Genomic DNA, 15,718 nt, shown 5'->3' on the forward strand with positions numbered 1-15,718 from the left:
CCGGCTCAGACCCTGAACGCCCGCACCGCCCGGTTTAATTCGCCTCCCAGGCTCAGCAATTGTTCCCCTTGCTCACGCCCTTCGCCAATACGCTGCAAATTATCCTCACCCAGCTCATGAATCCGCTCGCTGTGGTCACGAATCTCGCTCACCGCGCCCGTCTGCTGCGCGGTGACATCGGCAATCCGCACCGCCGTGTCGGCAATGGTGCGGATGGCGCAGACGATCGCCTCCAGCGCCCCATCCGCCGCCTGGGCCTGGTCGGCCGTGGCCTCGGCATGCTCCAGCTGCGCGCGCATCCCCGCCACCGAGCTCCTGGCTGCCTGCTGCAGGCGGTCGATCAGTGCCTGGATCTCACCGGTGGCCCCGGTAGTGCGCTGCGCCAGTGAACGCACCTCATCGGCGACCACGGCGAACCCCCGGCCCATCTCTCCCGCCCGGGCTGCCTCGATCGCGGCGTTCAGGGCCAGCAGGTTGGTCTGTTCGGCAATCGAGCGGATCACCGTGAGCACCCCGCCGATGGTCGCCGACTCTTCTGCCAATTGCTCGATCATGCGGGCGTTGCCCTGTACCTCGTCAACCAGTTCACGCAAACCGGTCAGGCTCTGGCCAATCACCGCCTGGCCCTGTTCCACCGCGCGCCCGGCATCACGGCTGGCGTCGGCGGCGGCGCTGGCATCGCCGGCCACTTGCTGGATGGTCGCTTCCAGCTCGCCCAGGGCATCGCGGATCTGCCCGGTATCGCCGGCCTGGCGTTCGGCGCCATCGTGCAGGGCGGCGCTCATGCCGGCCAGAGCGTGGCTGCTGCCCGCCACCTGCTCGGCGTTGTGGCGGATGGTGCCGACCAGCTCCACCAGGTACTGGCGCAGGCGGTTGAGCGAGTCCTGAATGTCGTGCAGTTCGCGATTGGTCTTGCCCAGGGCGATGGCCTGGGCGAAGTCGCCTTCGGCCCAGCGCGACAGGGCTGGGGCCAGGCCGGTCAAGGTGCGCGCCAGGCGGCGTTGCAAGGTGTCGATCAGCAGGGCAATCAGCAGGATCAGGCCGATCATCAGGCCCTGGATGATGCGCACCTCGGCGGCAATCCTTGCGTGCTGGCCGCGTACTTCGGGTTCCAGCCGCGCAATCGCCTGCTGCACCGCGTCCAGGCGCTGGCCAGTGCTGGCGGCGAGGGTGGCGCGACGCTCGATCTGTTCGCGGGTGCGTTGCAGTTCGGCCGGGTAGCGGCTGAGCAGGCTTTGCAGTTCACGCTTGAGGCCTACGGCAATGTCTTCCTGCCGGGCGCTGGCCTGGGATTCCAGGCCCATCATGGCGGCGAAGTCGTCGGCACCCGACTCGGCGGCGCGGGTCACGCCCAGCAATGGCAGGCCATCGATGGCCTGGGCCTGGGCGCGGATCAGTTGCAGTTCGCGCTGCACTTCGTCAGCCAGCTCCGCTCGGCCGCTGCTGACCAGCTTGTCCCGGGCCAGCGACAAGCGGCCCAGGTGTACCGTGGCGTCGAGCAGCGGCAGCAGGTAGCGGTGGGCGTCGGCGCTGCCGCTGTCGCGGGCATAGCCGGCCAGTTGCTCGAAGTTGGCGCCCAGTTCCCGTTCGGCCTGCAGCAGCAGGGCTTGAGGGTCGCCGGCCAGCTTGCCGGCGGCCAGCAGTTCATTGGCGGTGAAGGCCTGCAGGCTGTTCAGGCTGGGGCGCAGTTGGTCGCCGAGCGCGTCGGGCCAGTCGGCCAGGGCGGCCTGTAGCTGCTGGTTGGCGTCCATGGCCGCCGCATGGCGCAACGCATCGCCGCTGCCCAGGTACGCCCGGATATTGCCTGCCGCCTGGTTCTGGAACTGCTGGGAAAGGCCCAGATAGCGTTCCATCATCTGGTAAGGGCGCTCCAGGGCACGCTGCGACCACCACAAGGTAGCGCCCAGGGCGATACACACGGTCACCAGCAACAGGGTGTTGAAATTGGTCAGCCACTTCAGGCGCATAGCCGCGAACTTCCTGCGGAGGGGAGTGGGGTAGGCGCCTGAAGCTATTGCGATTTTGTGACCAGGTGATGACGACGAAGGGTTGGTGTCAGAAAAAAGTGGCACAGTGCCGGTATCTGTGTTGCCTGTGCCGGCCTCTTCGCGGGTGAACCCGCTCCCACAGAGATTGCACAGCCTTAAACCTTGGTGGAGAACCTGTGGGAGCGGGTTCACCCGCGAAGAGGCCAGTACAGGTAAAGCCGCATCAGGGCTCCACACGCACCACACAATTACGCCCGGCATGCTTGGCCCGGTACAGCGCCTCATCCGCCGCACTGGCCATGGTCAGCGCATCCAGCCCGTCATCCAGCTGCACCACCCCGGCACTGAAGGTGCACTGCAAATCCTGCGGCTGCGCGGGGTACAGAATTTCGGCAAAGCGCCGGCGAATATCGTCCAGCACCTTGTGCGCCGCCTCCAGCGCGGTGTTGGGCATGACGATGGCGAATTCCTCACCCCCGTAACGGCCAATGAAATCGCTCTTGCGCAAGCGCTGCTTGAGGAACAGTGCCAGGCTCTTGATCACCCGATCGCCCATGGGGTGCCCGTGGCGGTCGTTGATCTTCTTGAAGTGGTCGATGTCGAGCATGGCAAAGCTCAACGGCTGCTGCTCGCGGCGGGCGCGGAAGCTGCAGTCTTCGAGCAACTGCAGGATGTGCGTGTGGTTGTACAGCCCGGTCAGGCTGTCGCGCACCATGCGCGCCTTCAGGTGCCGGGCACGTGCGGCGCGGTTGCGCACCGTGGTGATCAGGTGGCGTGAGCGAAACGGCTTGGTCAGGAAGTCATCGCCACCTTCGCTCATGGCATCCAGCTGCTTGTCCAGATCGTCCTCGGCCGACAGGTAGATGATCGGCACGCTCACATAACGATCGCTATGGCGGATGACCTTGGCCAGTTCAGGGCCGGTACACGCGGGCATGTACAGATCGAGGATGATCAGGTCAGGCTGGAAGTCGGCAAGCTCTGCCATGGTGCCGATCGGGTCGGTCAGGCTGCGGGTGAGCATGCCGGCGCTGGCCAGCACACGCTCGGTGTGCAGGGCCTGGGTGCGGGAGTCATCGATGATCAGCACGCGCAGCGGGTCATGAGGGGCGGCATTGGTCAGCAGTTCGACCTTTTCCAGCAGGCTGGAAGCCTCCAGGGTACCCGTGAGGAAGTCCTGGCCGCCGGCGCGCACAGCCGCCAGGCGAGTCGGGGTATCGGTTTCCTGATGGCTGAAGAACAGCAGCGGAACAGGCTGCGCCAGGCCCTGCTGAACCTTGGCGGCCAGCAGCAGGCCCTGGCCGCGGCCGGTGAAGTCGACATCCATGATGATCGCCGCAGGCGGGTATTCACCGATCGAGGCAAGCAATGCCGCCGCGCTGGGCAACGCTTGCACCACCAGGCCAAAGAACTCCAGTTGCTGGGCCAGGCGCTGGGCACGCTCATGGTCCTGCAGCAGGATGTACACCGGTTTGCGCAGGGCCGGCAGCAGCACCTGGTCAAGCGGGTCGTCCTTGCGCAGGCCGCTACGCATCAGCTGTTGGGCGGGGCACTGCGGGCTCGGCTCGACTGCTTGGCTCATGTCCTGGCTACTTGTAGGTTGGAGGTGCAGAGGCAATGATGGCTCTATGCTAGCAGCTCTTTCCTGCCGAGTGAGTGCCCTGCATCAACAAAGCCACAAGAACCAATAATCAGTTGCTGACCGAATGGTCGCTTATGCGCAAGGCGGTGTCTGCTTTATAGTGCTGCCATGCGGGCTTGCCGTGGCACCCTTGCGTAGGCCTGTGGTCCAAGCCCCTGAACCGTCGTGATTAATTTAAGGACAAAGCCATGCTGGACTGGAAAAACCGCGAGGCCAAAGCCGAGCCCCGTGAGCGTGTCGACGGCCGCGGCGCCGCCGCCCGTAGCTACGTTGGCGGCCTTTGGAGCCGTGCCCTGGGTACCCTGATCGGGTTGTACCTGCTGGTGTGCATCGGCCTGGGCTGGTACTGGAGCGAGGAACCGAACCTGTTCCCGGTGCAGCAGAACGCCCAGGCCGCGGCCGAGCACAACGGTCAGCAGATGGTAGTGGGCTATACCACCATCGAAACCCTGAAGACCGTGGCCGGCACTTTGTTGAACAAGCCCGGCGGTTACATTTCCAACGACCGCTTCCCGCCAGGGCTGTGGATGGACAACATGCCGAGCTGGGAATACGGCGTGCTGGTCCAGGTGCGCGACCTGTCCCGCGCCCTGCGCAAGGACTTCGCCCGCTCGCAGTCGCAGTCCACCGAAGACGCCGACCTGGCCAAGGCCGAGCCGCGCTTCAACTTCGACAACAAGAGCTGGATCCTGCCGTCGAGCGAATCCGAGTTCGAAGAAGGCATCAAGTCGCTGAACCGTTACCAGACCCGTCTGGCCGCCGGTGACAAGGGCGCCATCTTCTACACCCGTGCCGACAACCTGAACAACTGGCTGGGTGACGTGGCTACGCGCCTGGGCTCGCTGTCGCAGCGGCTGTCGGCCAGCGTTGGCCGGGTCAAGCTGAACACCACGCTGAAGACCGAATCGGTGGTTGCCGGCCAGGCGCCGCAGGTGGACGAAGAGCTGGTGGAAACACCATGGCTGCAGATCGACAACGTGTTCTACGAAGCCCGTGGCCAGGCCTGGGCGCTGTCGCACCTGCTGCGCGCCATCGAGGTGGACTTTGCCGACGTGCTGGCGAAGAAGAACGCCACGGTCAGCGTGCGCCAGATCATCCGTGAGCTGGAAGCCTCGCAAGAGCCGCTGTGGAGCCCGATGGTGCTCAACGGCAGTGGCTTCGGCATGTGGGCCAACCACTCGCTGGTCATGGCCAACTACATTTCCCGGGCCAACGCGGCAGTCATCGACCTGCGTCAACTGCTGTCGCAGGGTTGATCATGGCCATCAGCCCAACCGAGGCCGCCCATCGGGCGGCTTCCGACCGCGAACTGGTCACCTGGGTGGACGAAGCCGACCAGGTGCTGGGCGCCTTGCCCCGGGCTGAACTGCGCGAGCGCGGCCTGATCGGCCGTTGCACCTTCATCCTGCTGTTCAACAGCGCCGGTGAGTTGTGCGTACATCGACGGACGCTGAGCAAGGCGCTGTACCCGGGGTATTGGGATGTGGCTGCCGGCGGCATGGTTGCGGCCGGGGAAGGCTATGCCGACTCGGCGGCCCGAGAGCTGGCCGAGGAGCTGGGCATTGAAGATGCGCCGCTGCGCTTTCATGAGCGGTTCTACTTTGACCAACCGGATAACCGGTTGTGGTGCGCGGTGTATTCGGCGGTGTCGGATGCGCCGCTGCGGTTGCAGCCGGAAGAGGTGATCGAAGCGCGCTTTGTCAGTCTTGCGCTGGCTGAAGAGGAAAGCCTGACAAGACCCTATTGCCCGGACTCGTTGGCGGCGTTGCAGCGCTATAAAGCTAGCCTGGAATAGTTGCCGGCCCTTTCGCGGGTAAACCCGCTCCCACAGGATTTGTGCAGCTCTCAGGGGCGGCGCAGTCCCTGTGGGAGCGGGCGTGCCCGCGAATAGTCGCAAAACATTCGCAAAATGCCGCAATCCTGTACTTAGCAACCGCCGCATTTATCGTTACACTGCGCGCCCTTTACGGGCTGCCGCAGGTCTTGCGGCAGTAGCGCCGCCCCTGCCAGAGTGGGGCTTCGCGGTCGGCCTCAACCCCAAGGCACGACCAGTTTTTGTCCTCAGCACAGAGGAACAAAAGTGGCCAAGAAAGCTTCTTCCTTCGCCGCCCTAGGCGGTCTCGTTTACTCCACCGACAGCGGTCGGCACTGCCCCGACTGTGGCCAGCCGGTGGATGCCTGTACCTGCAAGCAGCAGATCATCCCCGAAGGCGATGGCATTGCCCGTGTGCGCCGCGAAAGCAAAGGCCGTGGCGGCAAGACCGTGACCACCGTCAGCGGTGTGCCGCTGCCGCTCGACCAGCTCAAGGAGCTGGCCACCACCCTCAAGCGCCGCTGCGGTACCGGTGGTGCGCTGAAGGATGGCGTCATCGAGATCCAGGGTGACCATGTCGAGCTGCTGATCGGCGAGCTGATCAAACAGGGCTTCAAGGCGAAAAAGTCCGGCGGCTGAGCAACCCGCGCGATTTTTTGCCCAGTGCTTTCTAAACTCGTTGCCGTGACCAGGGTCTATCGCTGGGCACGGACGAATCGTCATTTTTGCCTTTTACACTGCGTCCGCCTCCTTGCGCGGCAGTGTCTTCGACTTATCTATAGGGGACTTGAATGTCCGTACGACGCACACGCAAAGACGATGGTAGCCAATGGACCGTGGCCGACAGCCGCAGTGTTTACGGCATCCGCCATTGGGGCGCTGGTTATTTCGCCATCAATGAAGCCGGGCGCGTCGAAGTGCGCCCCAACGGCCCGGACAGCGCGCCGATCGACCTGTACGAGCAGGTCGACGAGCTGCGCCAGAGCGGCCTGTCGCTGCCCTTGCTGGTGCGCTTCCCCGACATTCTGCAGGACCGTGTGCGCCAGCTGACCGGCGCGTTCGACGCCAACATCGCGCGCCTGGAATACCAAAGCCAGTACACCGCGCTGTACCCGATCAAGGTCAACCAGCAGGAAGCGGTGGTGGAAAACATCATCGCCACGCAAAACGTGTCGATCGGCCTCGAAGCCGGCTCCAAGCCCGAGCTGCTGGCCGTGCTGGCACTGGCGCCGAAGGGCGGTACCATCGTCTGCAACGGCTACAAGGACCGCGAGTTCATCCGCTTGGCGCTGATGGGGCAGAAGCTTGGCCATAACGTGTTCATCGTCATCGAGAAAGAGTCGGAAGTGGCCCTGGTGATCGAAGAAGCCGCCGAGCTCAAGGTCAAGCCACAGGTTGGCTTGCGCGTGCGCCTGTCGTCGCTGGCGTCGAGCAAGTGGGCCGACACCGGTGGCGAGAAGTCCAAGTTCGGTTTGTCCGCCGCCCAGCTGATCTCGGTGGTACAGCGCTTCCGCGATGCCGGCCTGGACCAGGGCATCCGCCTGCTGCACTTCCACATGGGTTCGCAGATCGCCAACCTGGCCGACTACCAGCACGGCTTCAAGGAAGCCATCCGCTACTATGGCGAACTGCGTGCGCTGGGCCTGCCGGTCGACCATATCGACGTGGGCGGTGGCCTGGGCGTGGACTACGACGGCACCCACTCGCGCAATGCCAGTTCGATCAACTATGACATGGACGACTACGCCGGTGTGGTGGTGGGCATGCTCAAGGAATTCTGCGATGCGCAGGGCCTGCCGCACCCGCACATCTTCTCCGAAAGCGGCCGCTCGCTGACCGCGCACCATGCCATGCTGGTGATCCAGGTGACCGACGTCGAGAAACACAACGACGACGTGCCGACCATCGACAACAAGGAAGCCCTGCCGCAGACCGTGCAGTGGCTGGCTGACCTGCTGGGCCCGACCGACATCGAGATGGTCACCGAGACCTACTGGCGTGCCACTCACTACATGGGTGACGTGGCTGCGCAGTATGCCGATGGCAAGATCACCCTGGCCGAGAAAGCCTTGGCCGAGCAGTGCTACTTTGCCGTGTGCCGCCGCCTGCACAACTCGCTGAAGGCCCGCCAGCGCTCGCACCGTCAGGTACTGGACGAGCTCAACGACAAGCTGGCCGACAAGTACATCTGCAACTTCTCGGTGTTCCAGAGCCTGCCGGACACCTGGGCCATCGGCCAGGTGCTGCCAATCATCCCGCTGCACCGCCTGGACGAAGAGCCGCTGCGCCGTGCCGTGCTGCAGGACCTGACCTGCGACTCCGACGGCAAGATCAACCAGTACGTCGACGAGCAGAGCATCGAGACCAGCATGCCGGTGCATGCGCTGAAGGATGGCGAGGACTACCTGCTGGGTGTGTTCCTGGTCGGTGCCTACCAGGAAATCCTCGGTGACATGCACAACCTGTTCGGTGACACCGACTCGGTGAACATCTACCAGAACGCCGACGGCAGCGTGTACCACGCCGGCATCGAGACCCACGACACCATCGAAGACATGCTGCGTTATGTGCACCTGTCGCCGGAGGAGTTGATGACCCACTACCGCGACAAGGTGGCCAGCGCCAAGATCACTGCGCGTGAGCGGACCCAGTACCTGGATGCGCTGCGGTTGGGATTGACCCGGTCTTCGTACCTGTCGTCCTGAGGCCCTGGGGGCCGCTCCAGCAGGGGCCGCGATACCGTCCCATGGCATCGCGATTTTTTGTAGGAGCGGCCTTGTGTCGCGAAATGAGGGCGCAGCCCTCACCGCGTCATACGCGGTAATGATCCCTCGGCACTTTCCGACATCCCCACACCTATCCTTCGAATGCAATCTTCAAAGGAGTTCGACATGGATCGTCAAGGTAATCACCGCTTGCGCCAAGGGCGCTATTCAGAGCCTGGTCGGCTCTACCTGCTGACCACCATCACGCGCCATAGACTACCTCTGTTCGCAAACCTGATCTTCGCGCGGTCGGCAATCCAGCAACTGCGCGCGAGTGATCAAGATGGAAGTTGCCGCTCTCTGGCGTGGGTCCTGATGCCGGACCATTTGCATTGGCTTATCGAGCTTGGGCCGACCAGCTTGAGCAAACTCATGTGTGCCTTCAAGTCGCGTAGCAGTTGCGCGCTTTACCGGCAAGGCGTCGAACGAAAGCACATCTGGCAACCTGGTTTTCATGACCGGGCGTTGCGCAAGGAAGACGATATCAGAGCGACTGCCCGTTATATTATTGCCAATCCCATAAGGGCTGGCCTGGTGCGACGTGCCGGCGATTATCCGCATTGGGATTGTGTGTGGCTGTGAAGCCGCAGGTGAGGGCTTCGCCCTCATTTCGCGACACAAGGCCGCTCCTACAAAGGATAACGATCTCCTGTGGCCAATCATCCCAGCCAACGATCGCTCTGCTGCAACCGCCACCCCACCCACCCCAGCGTCCCTGCGCGCAGCGCCATGAACACCAGAAACGCCAACCACAACCCATGGTTGCCCATTCCGCTCATGGCCAGCGCAACCGGCAGCGCAATCACCAACGACACCAGCATCGCGTTGCGCATCTCCCGCGCCCGGGTCGCGCCGATGAACAGCCCGTCCAGCAGGTAACTCCACACCGCGATCAACGGCAGCAGCGCCAGGTACGGCAGGTACGGATAGGCTGCGGCCCTCACGCTCTCGATGTCGGTCTGCAGGTCGATGAACAGGTGCCCACCCAGCAGGAACAACCCGGCGAAGCCCAGGCTGGTGATCAGCGACCAGCCGCAGGCCACTACCAGCGAGCGGCGCAAGGTGTCGCGGTGACGAGCGCCGATGGCGTGGCCGCACAGGGCCTCCACCGCGTGGGCCAGCCCGTCAAGGGCATAGGCCGTCAGCAACAGGCCGTTGAGCAGCAGGGCATTGGCCGCCACGGTGGCCTCACCCAGGCGCGCGCCTTGCACCGTGATCAGCAGGAACACCAACTGCAGCGCCAGGCTGCGCAGAAAGATGTCGCGGTTTACCGCCAGCAGCGGGCGCCAGGCCTGCCAGCGCTTCAGCGCCGTCCACACGATATGCCCCGGGTAGGCGCGCAGGGCCGGGCGGGTCAGGGCCAGGCCAAGCAGGGCGCCGCTCCACTCGGCAATCACCGACGCCCGTGCCGAACCCAGCACGCCCCAATCCAGGCCAAGCACGAACCACAGGTTCAAGGCGATGTTCAGCAGGTTGGTGGTCAGCAGGATGGCCAGCGGCGCCCTGGCGTTCTGCGTGCCCAGGAACCAGCCGACCAGCGCGTAGCTGGCCAGTGCCGCAGGCAGGCCGAGCAGGCGGGTGTGGAAGAAGTCTTCGGTAGCTTGCTGCAGGGCCGCACTGGGTTGCATGGCGTGCAGTGCCAGCTGGCTGAAGGGCAGCGCCAGCAGGCCGATCAGCATGGCGAAGCCGAACGCCAGCAGCAGCCCTTGCACCAGCACCTGGCGCAGCGCCGCGCCGTCCCCACGGCCGGCGGCCTGGGCGGCGAAGCCGGTGGAGCCCATGCGCAGGAAGCCCATCAGGCCGACCATGAAGGTGAACATCGTCGCGCCCACGGCCACCGCCCCCAGCTGGTGGGCGTGGGGGAGGTGGCCGATGACGGTGCTGTCGACCAGGGCGACCAAAGGCACGGAGATGTTGGACAGGATCATCGGTGCGGCCAGCGCCCAGACCTTGTGGTGGGTGGGGCGGTGGCGCCAGTCGGTGGTCAGTTGCAGCATTGGAGTCCTTGATCGATCAGGAGCAGGCTCGCGCCCCCGCTTTTCGGAATGGCCACAGTGTAACGGCCAGGCAACCAATTCGCGCGAACATGGTCTCAGCGAGCTATAGTTGCCCCCCTCACGTACACGCTGCCCAAGAGTTCATACTCCATGTTCAACAAAGGATTGTTGCTGGCCTGCGCGCTGGCTTTGCTCGGTGCCTGTGACTCTTCGACGCCGGACAAACCGGTGCCGGCCGAAAAACCGCTGGCCACCACGCCGGCCGAGGCCCCGGCAGCCAGGCGCGAAGACCCGGCCGTACTCGCCAAGCGCTACGAAGGCCGCGAGCTCAGCGTGCTGGATGTGTCGGAAGTGCAGCTCGACGGCGCAGCCACGCTGTCGATCAGTTTCTCTGCGCCGCTGGATGCCGAACAGGACCTGGCCAGCAAGGTGCACCTGGTCGACACCGTCAAAGGCAAGCTCGACGGCGCCTGGGAACTCTCCGACAACCAGATGGAACTGCGCCTGCGCCACCTGGAGCCGCAGCGCAAGCTGGTACTGACCGTCGACAAAGGCCTGCTGGCAGTCAACGGCAAGCAGCTGGACAGCGAATCGATCACCCGCCTGGAAACCCGCGACATGCAGCCGACCATCGGCTTTGCCAGCCGCGGCTCGCTGCTGCCCACGCGCCTGGCTGAGGGGTTACCGGTCATTGCCCTCAACGTCGACAAGGTCGATGTCGAGTTCTTCCGCGTCAAGCCGGCCATGCTCTCGAGCTTCCTGGCCAGCTGGGGGCGCAACAGCAGCCTGTACTACTACCAGTCCAAGGAAACCCTGGACATGGCCGAGCTGGTCTACAGCGGCCGCTTCGACCTCAACCCCGCGCGGAACACCCGCGAGACGGTGCTGCTGCCGATTGCCGGCATCAAGCCGCTGCAGGAAGCGGGCGTGTACCTGGCGGTAATGCGCGCCTCGGGCACCTACGACTACTCGCAGCCGGCAACCTTGTTCACCCTCAGCGACATCGGGGTTTCGGCGCATCGCTACCGCGACCGCCTCGACGTATTCGCTCAAGCCCTGGAAGGCGGCAAGGCGATGAACGGGGTCAACCTGGAAATCCATGACGAGAAAGGCAAGTTGCTGGCCCAGGCCACTACCGACGGCAAGGGCCATGCGCAACTGCCGATCACGCCGAAGGCCGACACCCTGATCGCCACCCAAGGCGTCAACACCACGCTGCTGCGCTTGAATACCGCCGCACTGGACCTGGCCGAGTTCGACATCACCGGCCCGCTGGCCAACCCGCTGCAGTTGTTCATTTTCGGCCCGCGCGACTTGTATCGCCCGGGTGAGACAGTGCTGCTCAACGGCCTGCTGCGCGACCAGGACGGCAAGCCGGTCAAGGCCCAACCGGTAAGCGTCGAAGTGCGCCGACCGGATGAGCAGGTCAGCCGCAAGTTCGTCTGGGAAGCTGATGCCAGTGGCCTGTACCAGTACCAGTTGCAACTGGCCAGCGAGGCGCCGACCGGTCGCTGGCAACTGCTGCTCGACCTGGGCGGCGGGCGCAAGCAGGTGTACGAGTTCCTGGTCGAAGACTTCCTGCCCGAGCGCCTGGCGCTGGAGCTGAAGGGCAGCAGCACACCGCTTTCGCCTGACGAGAATGCCCGCATCCAGGTCAATGGCCGCTACCTCTATGGCGCCCCGGCCGCTGGCAATCGCCTGAGTGGCCAGGCCTATGTGCGCCCGCTGCGCGAGGCGGTGCCGGCGTTGCCTGGCTACCAGTTCGGCTCGGTGAGCGAAACCGAGTTGAACCAGGACCTGGAGCTGGACGAAGTGACCCTCGACCAAGCTGGCAAGGCTGTACTGGATATTGAAAGCCGCTGGGCCGAAGCCCGCTCGCCACTGCAGCTGACCGTACAGGCCAGCCTGCAGGAGTCTGGTGGCCGACCGATCACCCGGCGGCTGGAACAGCCGATCTGGCCCGGTGAACGCCTGCCAGGCCTGCGCGGGCTGTTCGATGGCGAGGAAACCGACAGTGACGGGCCGGTTGAATTCGAGTTCCTGGTGGCCGACCCCGACGGCAACAAGCTGGCGGCCAACGACCTCAAGGTAAGGCTGATTCGCGAACGCCGCGACTACTACTGGAACTACTCGCAGAGCGATGGCTGGAGCTACGCCTACAACGAGAAATTCCTCACCCAGAGCGAGGAGACCATCAGCGTCAAGGCCGGCTCCACAGCCAAGCTCAGCTTCCAGGTGGAGTGGGGGCCTTACCGGGTCGAGGTGGAAGACCCGCAGACGGGCCTGGTTTCCAGCGAGCGCTTCTGGGCCGGTTACCGTGCCCAGGACAACGCCGAAGGCGGCGCGGTGCGCCCGGACCAGGTCAAGCTGGCGCTGGACAAGCCGTCCTACGCTGACGGCGCCACGGCCAAGGTTACCGTTACGCCACCTGCTGCCGGTACCGGTTACCTGATGATCGAATCCAGTGATGGCCCGCTGTGGTGGCAGGAGATCGACGTGCCCGCCGAAGGCAAGGCCTTCGACGTGCCGTTGGACAAGGCCTGGGCCCGCCATGACCTGTACATCAGCGCCTTGGTGATTCGCCCCGGCGAGCGCAAGGCCAACGCCACGCCCAAACGCGCCGTCGGCGTGTTGCACCTGCCGCTGGACAGGGCTGAACGCAAGTTGGCGCTGAGCCTGCAGGCGCCGGAAAAAATGCGCCCCAAACAGCCGCTGACCGTGAAGTTCAAGGCCGCCAACGCCGATGGCAGCGTGCCAAAGCAAGTACACGTGCTGTTGTCGGCAGTGGACGTGGGCATTCTCAACATCACCGACTTCAAGACCCCCGACCCGTTCGCCAGCCTGTTCGGGCGCAAAGCCTACGGCGCCGACCAGCTGGACATTTATGGCCAGCTGATCGAAGCCGGCCAGGGCCGCCTGGCCAGCCTGGCATTTGGCGGTGATGCGGCCATGGCCAAGGGCGGCAAGCGCCCCAACACCACGGTGACCATCGTTGCCCAGCAGAGCCTGCCCGTTACCCTGGACGACAATGGCGAGGGCCAGGCCACGGTCGATATTCCTGACTTCAATGGCGAGCTGCGGCTGATGGCCCAGGCCTGGACCGAGGAGCATTTCGGCATGGCCGAAGGCAAGACGGTGGTTGCCGCGCCACTGATTGCCGAGCTGTCGGCCCCGCGCTTCCTGGCCGGTGGTGACCGTACCAGCCTGGCGCTGGACCTGGCCAACCTGTCGGGCCGCGCCCAGCAGTTGAATGTGGACATCAGCACTGAAGGGCAGCTGAGCCTGGCCACCAATGCTGTGCAAAACGTTGCCCTGGCCGAGGGCCAGCGCTCGACGCTGATGATCCCGGTACAGGCCCAGGGTGGGCTGGGGCAGGGCAAGGTGCACGTGCGCGTCACTGGCCTGCAATTACCGAACGAACCGGCCACCGCGTTCGAACGCGAGTGGACGTTGGGCGTGCGCCCGGCCTACCCGGCGATGCTCAAGCACTACCGCGTGGCCTTGAAGGACCAGCCGTGGACATTGCCCGAAGCCGACCTGGCCGCCTTCGAACCCGCCGGCCTGGAAGCCAGCCTGGCCTTGTCGAGCCGGCCGCCGCTGAACCTGGCCGAGCAGATCCGCGCCCTCGAAGCCTACCCCTACGGTTGCCTGGAACAGACCACCAGCGGCCTTTACCCGTCGTTGTATGCCGATGCCGACAGCCTCAAGCGCCTGGGCATCAAGGGCGAACCGGCGGATGTGCGCAAACGCAAGATCGAAATGGGCATCGAGCACCTGCTGGGCATGCAGCGCTACAACGGCAGCTTTGGCCTGTGGAGCTCGGACAGCGAAGAAGAGTACTGGCTGACCGCCTACGTCACCGATTTCCTCCTGCGTGCCCGTGAGCAGGGTTATGGCGTGCCGGCCGAAGCGCTGAAGAAGGCCAGCGAGCGCCTGCTGCGCTACCTGCAGGAGCGTAACCTGATCGAAGTTGACTACAGCGAAAACGCCGACCATACCCGCTTTGCCGTGCAGGCCTATGCGGCGCTGGTGCTGTCGCGCAGCCAGCAGGCGCCGCTGGGCGCCCTGCGTGGCCTGTTCGAGCGCCGCGCCGACGCCCGCTCTGGCCTGCCGCTGGTGCAGCTGGCGGTGGCGCTGGACAAGATGGGTGACAAGCCGCGTGCCGAACAGGCGTTGCAGGCTGGCTTGGGTATCAGCCGCGGCAAAGGCTGGATGGCCGACTACGGCAGTGCGCTGCGCGACCAGGCGCTGATTCTGGCGCTGCTGCAGGAGAGCAACCTGGCCAGCAGCCAGGTCGATCAGCGCCTGTTCGCCTTGTCGGATGAACTGGCGGCCAACCGCTGGCTGTCGACCCAGGAGCGCAACGCCCTGTTCCTTGCCGGGCGCGGCCTGCTGGGCAAGCCCGAAGGCAAGTGGCAGGCCCGCCTGGACAGCGCTGGCGAGGTGCGCGAGTTCAACAATGCCGAGGCTGGCATGAAGCTGGAAGGCCCTTTGCTGGCCTCGCCGCTAAGTGTGCAGAACCAGGGCAGCGAAACGTTGTACCAGCAACTGACCTTGTCCGGTTACCCACGCCAGGCGCCTGCAGCCGGCGGCAACGGGCTGCAGATCCGTCGTGAGTACCTGGGCATGAATGGCCAACCGCTGGACCTGCACAACCTGCGCAGTGGCGACCTGGTACTGGTGCACCTGGCACTCAAGGCCGAAGAGCGTGTGCCGGATGCGCTGGTGGTGGACCTGCTGCCGGCAGGCCTGGAGCTGGAAAACCAGAACCTGGCACAAAGTGCCGCCAGCCTGGATAACGCCAGCAGCGCGGTGAAGGAATGGCGCGAGTCGATGCAGAACGCCAGCGTGGTGCACCAGGAATACCGTGATGACCGTTACGTCGCCGCGCTGAAACTCGACGGCTACGGCACCACCCACCTGCTGTACCTGGCGCGGGCGGTGACCCCGGGCACGTACCGCGTGCCGCCGCCGCAGGTCGAGTCGATGTACCGGCCGAACCTGCAGGCGGTGGGGGATGGGCAAGGGGAGATGACCGTCAAGGCCCGCTAAGGCGAAAGCTGCACATGAGCAGCCTCGTGCTGCGAAGAGGCCGGTAAGCCCCATGAAAAGGGAGCTAGCAGTACCGGCCTCTTCGCAGCACAAGGCTGCTCATACAAAAGATGTCGCTTCGGCCTTCAGTGAATCACCCAGCTCATCACCCACAGTCCCAGCACCAGCCAGATGATCCCAAGGATGATCGAGGCGCGCATGAACGCGCGGATGGCCGAGTACAGCAGCATCAGGCCGATGATCAGGGCCAGGATGCTGACCAGCGAGGTGTCCATGCCCAAGGTGCGCGCCAGGCCGTCGATGAAATTGCCACCGGCATTGGCCAGCAGGTTGAACAGCCCGCTCAAAGCGTCGACGATGATGCGGATCAACGACCCCAGTGCCTGGCCCAGCCACTCGAAAAAACCTTCTACATGCATAGTTGCTTCCTGATGAACGAATCGGCGAGTCTGCCGTTCCCA

10 protein-coding genes are annotated in these 15,718 nt (G+C 64.6%); 6 read left to right on the forward strand and 4 right to left on the reverse strand.

Annotated features, from left to right (window positions below; translation table 11 throughout):
* Positions 1 to 5 precede the first annotated feature (5 nt).
* On the reverse strand, positions 6 to 2,273 hold the full coding sequence (locus AC5O5I_RS02785; protein ID WP_494512036.1) for a methyl-accepting chemotaxis protein: 2,268 nt from the start codon (positions 2,271 to 2,273) through the stop codon (positions 6 to 8).
* Positions 2,212 to 3,570 (reverse strand): GGDEF domain-containing protein, encoded by a 1,359-nt coding sequence (locus tag AC5O5I_RS02790; protein WP_494512037.1) that lies wholly within the window; start codon positions 3,568 to 3,570, stop codon positions 2,212 to 2,214. The genes AC5O5I_RS02785 and AC5O5I_RS02790 overlap by 62 nt, the downstream gene beginning before the upstream one ends.
* Positions 3,571 to 3,818: 248 nt before the next feature.
* Between AC5O5I_RS02790 and AC5O5I_RS02795 the strand changes: the two genes are divergently transcribed.
* From AC5O5I_RS02795 to AC5O5I_RS02815, 5 genes are all read left to right on the forward strand, one after another.
* Entirely contained in the window at positions 3,819 to 4,886 is a 1,068-nt protein-coding gene (locus AC5O5I_RS02795) for a DUF2333 family protein (protein WP_172286320.1), read from the forward strand.
* Positions 4,887 to 4,888: 2 nt separating this feature from the next.
* Positions 4,889 to 5,425 carry an NUDIX hydrolase gene (locus AC5O5I_RS02800; protein WP_172232566.1) on the forward strand — a complete coding sequence of 179 codons (537 nt, stop codon included), beginning with the start codon at positions 4,889 to 4,891 and terminating at the stop codon, positions 5,423 to 5,425.
* 285 nt (positions 5,426 to 5,710) lie between these two features.
* Entirely contained in the window at positions 5,711 to 6,082 is a 372-nt protein-coding gene (locus AC5O5I_RS02805; protein ID WP_172232563.1) for a translation initiation factor Sui1, read from the forward strand.
* Between the two features lie 152 nt (positions 6,083 to 6,234).
* Complete coding sequence (speA, locus tag AC5O5I_RS02810; RefSeq protein ID WP_494512038.1) at positions 6,235 to 8,148, forward strand: arginine decarboxylase; 1,914 nt, start codon at positions 6,235 to 6,237, stop codon at positions 8,146 to 8,148.
* 186 nt (positions 8,149 to 8,334) lie between these two features.
* Positions 8,335 to 8,790 (forward strand): REP-associated tyrosine transposase, encoded by a 456-nt coding sequence (locus AC5O5I_RS02815; RefSeq protein WP_494512039.1) that lies wholly within the window; start codon positions 8,335 to 8,337, stop codon positions 8,788 to 8,790.
* A gap of 77 nt (positions 8,791 to 8,867) precedes the next feature.
* On the opposite strand, the gene AC5O5I_RS02820 is transcribed toward AC5O5I_RS02815, so the two are convergent.
* Positions 8,868 to 10,205, reverse strand: coding sequence for an MATE family efflux transporter (locus AC5O5I_RS02820; protein WP_494512040.1), 1,338 nt, complete (start codon positions 10,203 to 10,205; stop codon positions 8,868 to 8,870).
* A 150-nt stretch (positions 10,206 to 10,355) separates the two neighbouring features.
* On the opposite strand from AC5O5I_RS02820, the gene AC5O5I_RS02825 reads away from it, so the two are divergent.
* The gene (locus AC5O5I_RS02825) at positions 10,356 to 15,257 is read left to right on the forward strand and encodes an alpha-2-macroglobulin family protein (RefSeq protein ID WP_494512041.1); all 4,902 of its coding nucleotides are present in this window, start codon (positions 10,356 to 10,358) and stop codon (positions 15,255 to 15,257) included.
* Between the two features lie 125 nt (positions 15,258 to 15,382).
* Here AC5O5I_RS02825 and AC5O5I_RS02830 read toward each other — a convergent pair whose 3' ends face one another.
* Positions 15,383 to 15,676: a hypothetical protein gene (locus AC5O5I_RS02830; protein WP_172228263.1), complete on the reverse strand. Its 294-nt coding sequence runs from the start codon at positions 15,674 to 15,676 to the stop codon at positions 15,383 to 15,385.
* Between the last annotated feature and the right edge of the window lie 42 nt (positions 15,677 to 15,718).

The organism is Pseudomonas sp. 9_2_1, assembly GCF_059295275.1.